Here is a 5,856-nt window from a genome sequence, read left to right as displayed (position 1 = left end):
TCCCCCGACCATGTCCGCCTCCTCGAGGAAGCCCAGGATCTTCTCCCCCGCCCAGCGGATCATCTCCTGGTAGTGCGGGTTGGCCAGGGCCTCCCGCCGGCCCCGCTGCGGGTCGATGCCCACCGACGCGTAGACGCCCGGGTGGATGAGGCTGCGGACGATGAAGAAACTGACGAACGCCGTCACGAAGCGGTGGTAGGCGCGGGCGGGACGCGAGAGCGCCGCCATGCCCTCGGCGACCTCGGCGCGGGCGAAGGAGACGTGCCGCGCCTCCTCCATGATGTGGATCTTGTTGACCTGGCGCATGAGCGGCTGGACCTCGGGGTCGTCGGCCTGCTCGCGCTGGAGCCGGTCGAGGACCTCCTCGGCCACGAGGATCGTCGCGTAGGCCGACGGGCCCCAGGTGACGACGCTGTAGAGCTTCGAGAGTGCGCGGATCCACGGCACCGGGCCGTACGTCGGCACGCCGGCCACCTGGGTCATCCGCGTGAACATCTGGGAGTGGCGGCACTCGTCGGCGACCTCGGTGAGCGCCCACTGCGCGCGGTCGCTCGTCGGGTCCGCGTCGTAGAAGTCCTTGAGGAGCCGCTGCATGAGCAGCGTCTCGAACCACACGCCCGCGCCGGCGACGCTGCAGGCCTCGTGCTTGGCGAGCTCGCGGCGCTGGTCGGCGTCGAGGGCCTCCCACAGCGGGGTGCCGTAGAGCGAGACGCGGTGGTCCGGCGTCCAGGTCTTGGCGGGGTCGAGCGGGGCGTCCCAGTCGATGTCGACGGCCGGGTCGTACGACTTCTTCGCGGCCGAGCGCAGCAGGCGGGCCGAGACGTCGGTGCGTCGGGTGGTCGTCGGGGTGCTCATCGTCGTCGTCTCCCCATGTGACATCGGCTGACGACACGAATATATCCACGACCCGGGGTAACGGAAACCTCGGGTAACAGGGACCACGTGTTCGTGGTACTTCGGCTCCGCGCGAGCGACTCAGCGGCCGGTGAACCGGGCCTTCCCGTGACCCGGCTCGACGAACGACTCCATCGCCCCCCGCAGGTCCTCGGTGCCGAACAGCGCGCCGGCGATCTCGGCGGTGCGGGCGTTCGCCCGGTCCAGGCCGCCCGCGGCGAGCTCGCGCAGGATCTCCTTGGTGGCGGCGTGTGCCCGCGTCGGGCCGGCGGCGAGCGAGCGGGCGAGCTCGCGCGCGGTGCCGTCCACCTCGTCGTCGGGGACCATCCGGTCGACGGCGCCCCAGCGCTCCATCTCGGCCGCGCCGAACCGGCCCGCCGTCATGACGAAGTACTTCGCGCGGCCCTGCCCGACCCGTTCCGCCAGGCGCTGCGTCCCGCCCATCGCCGGCGTGAGCCCGACCGTCGCCTCGATCAGCCCGAAGCTCGCGGACTCTCCGGCGACGATGAGGTCGCAGGCCAGTGCGAGCTCGAACGCCCAGGTCAGGGTCAGTCCGTGCGCGGCGAACACGGTCGGGAACGGCAGCCGGTGGACGCGTTCGCCGAGCTCGACGAGCTCGGCGAAGTAGCGGGTGCCGCCCTCGACGTCGGAGGTCTGGGCCAGGGGCAGGAAGGCGTCCCGGACGTCGACCCCGCCGCTGACGACCTTGCCCTCGGCCCGGAACAGCGCACCCCGCGGGCGCTGCTGCTCGAGCGTGGTGACCGCCTCGATCAGGGCGGTGTGCAGGTCGCCGTCGTAGAGGTTGAGCGGCGGGTGGTTGACGGTCACCACCGCGAGCTCGGGGTCGGTACCGGTCTCGACGCGCACGGGAGGCGTGGTCACCCGTCGGAACCTGCCGCACCCGTCGGCGTCCCGCCACCCCTCGTCCCTTCCCCCGTCGCTCCGCTCGCCTCCGCGTCCCCTCCCCGTCGCTCCGCTCGCCTCCGCGAGACTGTCGGGGGGTCGTGCTCTCCTCGATCACGACGACGGCCGGGGTGTCGCCGTCGGGTCGTCCGGGCCGACGGCCTACCGTCGGCCCAGTCCTCGCGGGAGGTGAGCATGCGCTTCGTCCACACCGCCGACTGGCAGCTGGGCATGACGCGCCGCTTCCTCGGCGCCGGGCGCCCCGGCCAGGCCGCGGGCGAGGCGCAGGCACGCTTCGCGCAGGCGCGGCTCGACGCCGTCGCCGCCCTCGGGCGGGTGGCCGCGGACGAGGGCGCGGCCTTCGTCGTCGTGTGCGGAGACGTGTTCGAGTCGAACCTGGTGGGGCCGGACGTCGTCGGGCGGGCGTGCGAGACGCTGCGGACCTTCACCGTGCCGGTGCTGCTCCTGCCCGGGAACCACGATCCGGCGGACGCCGCCCTGGTCACGCGCCGGGCGGACTTCGCCCGCCGCTGCCCGCCGCAGGTCACGGTGCTCGACCGGGCGGGGGTCCACGAGGTCGCGCCCGGTGTGGAGGTCGTCGCCGCGCCGTGGACCTCGAAGCGCCCGCTGTCCGACCTCGTGGCCGACCAGCTCCGGGCGCTTGCGCCGGCCCCGCCCGGCGTCGTGCGGGTGCTCGCCGGGCACGGCGCGGTCGACGTGCTCTGCCCGGACGCGCACGATCCCGCGGTCATCCGCACCGACGTGTGCCGGGCGGCGCTGGCCGACGGCCGGGTGCACTACGTCGCCCTGGGCGACCGGCACTCCACCTGGCCGTTCCCCGGCGAGCACCGGATCGGCTACTCCGGGGCCCCGGAGGTCACCTCGCACGACGAGACCGACCCGGGGAACGTGCTCGTCGTCGACGCCGACGCGCACGGGGCCGTGGTGCGCCCGGTGCGCGTGGGCCGCTGGGCGTTCACCCGCGAGCACGTCACGCTCGACACCGACGACGACCTCGCGTTCCTGGACGCCCGCCTCGGGGCGCTCCCCGCGCCGGAACGCACCGCCCTGCGGTTGAGCTGCGAGGGCACCCTCACGCTGCGCCAGCGGGCCCGCCTGGACGACGTGTTCGCCGGCCACGCCCCGGTGCTGGCCGCGCTCGAGGTCGTGACCGACGAGCTGGTCACCCGCCCCGACGACGCCGACGTCGAGGCGCTGGGCCTCTCCGGGTTCGCCGCGTCCGCCGCGACCGAGCTGGCCTCCCGGGGGGACGATGCCGAGGCGCTCGACGCGCTCGCCCTGCTGCACCGGCTCGCCGCCACGGGGGGTGACCGGTGAGGCTGCTGCGCATCCGGCTGACCGACTTCCGCGGCGTGCACGACCGCGAGGTCCACCTGGCCGAGCAGGGCATGACCGTGCTCGAGGGCGACAACGAGGTCGGCAAGACCTCGACGATCTCAGCGCTCGACCTGCTCGTCGACTTCCGCGACAGCTCCACCGCCGCCGAGGTCCGCGCGGCCGCGCCGTCCGGCCGGGACGCGGGCCCGACGGTCGAGGCCGAGCTGATCAGCGGGCCGTACCACGTCGTCTACCGCAAGCGCTGGCTGCGCCGGAAGCTCACCGAGCTCAGCGTCCTCACGCCGCGCGTCGAACAGCTGACCGGGCGCGAGGCGCACGACCGGATGCTCGCCATCCTCGACGAGACGATGGACCGCAGCCTGTGGCGCGCGCTGCGGGTGGAGCAGCACACCCCGCTGGGCCAGGCGGACCTCGGCGGCCAGGACGCGCTGACGCGGGCGCTGGACCGGGCCGCGTCGGGCGCCTCGGGGGCCGGCGAGGCCGCCCCGGGGGCCGACGCCGCCGCGGAGGACCTCGTGGAGCGCGCGCTGGCCGAGGTCCGGCGCTACCAGGGCGGCCACGGCCGTCCGGTCGGTCCGCTGCGCGAGGCGACGGAGCGGCTGGCCGCGGCGCACGTCGAGGCGGACGCGGCCGCGCTGGCGGTGGAGGAGGTGGAGCGCGACGTCGAGCTGCGCGCCGACCTCGACCGCGAGGTCTCCTCGCTCGCCGTCGAGCGGCGGACCACCGCCGAGCGGGCCCGCGAGCTCGAGGACCGCTGGACGGCGTTCGAGGCCCGCCGCCTCGAGGTCGACGCGGCCGCCGAGCGCGCCGGCGCCGCCCGCGAGCGGGCCCGGCGGGCGACCGAGCGGCAGGCCGAGCGCGCCCGCCTCGTCGAGCGTGCGGCGGCAGCCGCACAGGCCGCCGAGGCCGCCGACACCGCCATCGCGACGCAGGAAGAGCGTGACGCCGCCCGCCGCGCCGACGCCGACGAGCGCCGCGCGGCCTGGGAGGCGGCGCGGGCCGCCGCGGCCGCGGCGGACACCGCCTCGCGGGCGGCCGACGATGCCCTGGCCACTGCGCGCGACCACGCCGAGCTCGCCGACCTCTCGTGGCGCCTGCGCCGGGCCGAGGCCGCCGAGGCCGCCCGCCGTGAGGTGGAGCGGACGTCCTCGCGGAACCGGGTCGACGCGACCGCGGTCGAGCAGCTCGAGGAGCTCGACCGGCGGGTGGTGCGCGCCGAGGCCGAGCTCGCGGCCGGGGCGGGCACCGTGGAGGTCGTGGCGCACGACGCCGCGTCCGGTGTGACCGCCGACGGCGAGGCCGTGGCGCCGGGCGAGACGCGGACGGTGCGGGTGGCCGGGCCGGTGACGGTCGGCGTGCCCGGCGTGGTCGAGGTGCGGGTGCGGCCGGGCCTCGACGGCGCGGAGGCCCGACGCCGGGTGGCCCGGGCCCGCGAGGAGCGCGACGCCGCGTGCGCTGCGCTCGGGGTGGCCGACCTCGCCGCGGCGCGCGCCGCCCGCCACGCCACCGAGGACGCCGCCGGCCGGGTCCGCGAGCTCACCGCCGTCGTGGAGCGCGAGCTGGGCGGGCGCCCCACCGCCGAGGTCCGCGCCGAGGTCGACCGGCTCGCCGACCGGCTGCGCCCCGAGCCGGCCGCCGACGAGCCCCGCGGCCCCAAGCGCAGGGGCCGCCGCGAACCCGACGGACCCGCCCTCTTCGACGAGACCGGGGTCGCCCTCGACGAGGACGCCCCCGACGACCCGGCCCGCGCCGCCCGGGCCGCCGAGCTCGACGCGCTGCGCCACGACGCCGGCCGTGCCCGCGACACCGCGGCCACGGCCCGCAGCACGGCGGAGGAGGCCGAGCAGGCCTGGCGGCTCGCCGACGACGCGGTGCGGGCCGCGGAGTCCGAGGTCGCCGCGGCCCGGACGGGCGGGGCCGTGGCGCGCAGCGACGCCTCCCGGCTCGCCGCCGAGCTCGCCGACGCCCGGTCCGCCGCCCCGGACGACGTCCTCGACGCCGAGGCCACCGAGACCCTCGCGCGGGCCAGGCGCACCGAGGCCGACCACGAGCAGCGCGCTGCCGCGCTCGCCGCGGACGACCCGGACACCGTCGAGGCCCTCGTCGTCTCCGCGCGCCGCGCCACCGAGGCCCTGACCACGCGCAGCGCCGAGGTCGAGCGCCGTCGGGCAGAGGTCACCGGGCGGCTGCAGATGGCCGGCGGCGAGGGCCGGCACGACCGGCTGACCGCCGCCCGCGACGAGCTCGCCGCCGCGGAGCGCGAGCACGCCTCGGTCGCCCGCCGGGCAGCCGCCGCGGTCCGGCTCCACGCGACCCTCGCCCGGCACCGCGACGAGGTCCGGCAGGCCTACGTCGCGCCGTTCCGGCGGGAGGTCGAGCGTCTCGCGCGCATCGTGTTCGGGCCGTCGCTGGCGCTCGAGGTCGACCAGGGCCTGCGGATCGTGGCGCGGACGCTCAACGGCGTGACCGTCCCGTTCGAGGCGCTCTCCAGCGGCGCGAAGGAGCAGCTGGGGTTGTGCGCGCGGCTCGCGGTCGCGGCGCTCGTCGACGCGCAGGACGGCGTGCCGGTCATGATCGACGACGCGCTCGGTCACTCCGACCCCGCCCGCCTCGAGCGCCTGGCGGCCGTGTTCACCGCCGCGACCACGGGGGCGACCCACCAGGTCGTCGTGCTCACCTGCAGCCCCGCGCGCTACCGCG

General features: G+C 77.0%; 4 protein-coding genes. 2 read left to right on the top strand and 2 right to left on the bottom strand.

Translation table 11 applies throughout. The features are described from left to right. Both AC0CYZ_RS11950 and AC0CYZ_RS11945 read right to left on the bottom strand, forming a co-directional pair. A partial coding sequence (locus AC0CYZ_RS11950) for an AurF N-oxygenase family protein (RefSeq protein ID WP_472215548.1) occupies positions 1-855 on the bottom strand: 855 nt, incomplete at its 3' end. Positions 856-975: 120 nt separating this feature from the next. After that, entirely contained in the window at positions 976-1,776 is an 801-nt protein-coding gene (locus AC0CYZ_RS11945) for an enoyl-CoA hydratase/isomerase family protein (RefSeq protein ID WP_472215546.1), read from the bottom strand. Between the two features lie 216 nt (positions 1,777-1,992). Between AC0CYZ_RS11945 and AC0CYZ_RS11940 the strand changes: the two genes are divergently transcribed. Both AC0CYZ_RS11940 and AC0CYZ_RS11935 read left to right on the top strand, forming a co-directional pair. Next, positions 1,993-3,135 carry a metallophosphoesterase family protein gene (locus AC0CYZ_RS11940; protein ID WP_472215544.1) on the top strand — a complete coding sequence of 381 codons (1,143 nt, stop codon included), beginning with the start codon at positions 1,993-1,995 and terminating at the stop codon, positions 3,133-3,135. Further along, positions 3,132-5,856 (top strand): AAA family ATPase (locus tag AC0CYZ_RS11935; RefSeq protein ID WP_472215542.1); only part of this gene is annotated, 2,725 nt, incomplete at its 3' end. The genes AC0CYZ_RS11940 and AC0CYZ_RS11935, both read left to right, overlap by 4 nt.

Source organism: Actinomycetospora sp. (genome assembly GCF_055612215.1).
Note: the sequence above shows the minus strand (reverse complement) of the source record. Positions and strands in the feature narration are given on the sequence as shown.

Coding starts and splice junctions, on each gene's coding strand:
- AC0CYZ_RS11940 (WP_472215544.1), top strand. CDS start 1,993: ATGCGCTTCGTCCACACCGCCGACTGGCAGCTGGGCATGACGCGCCGC.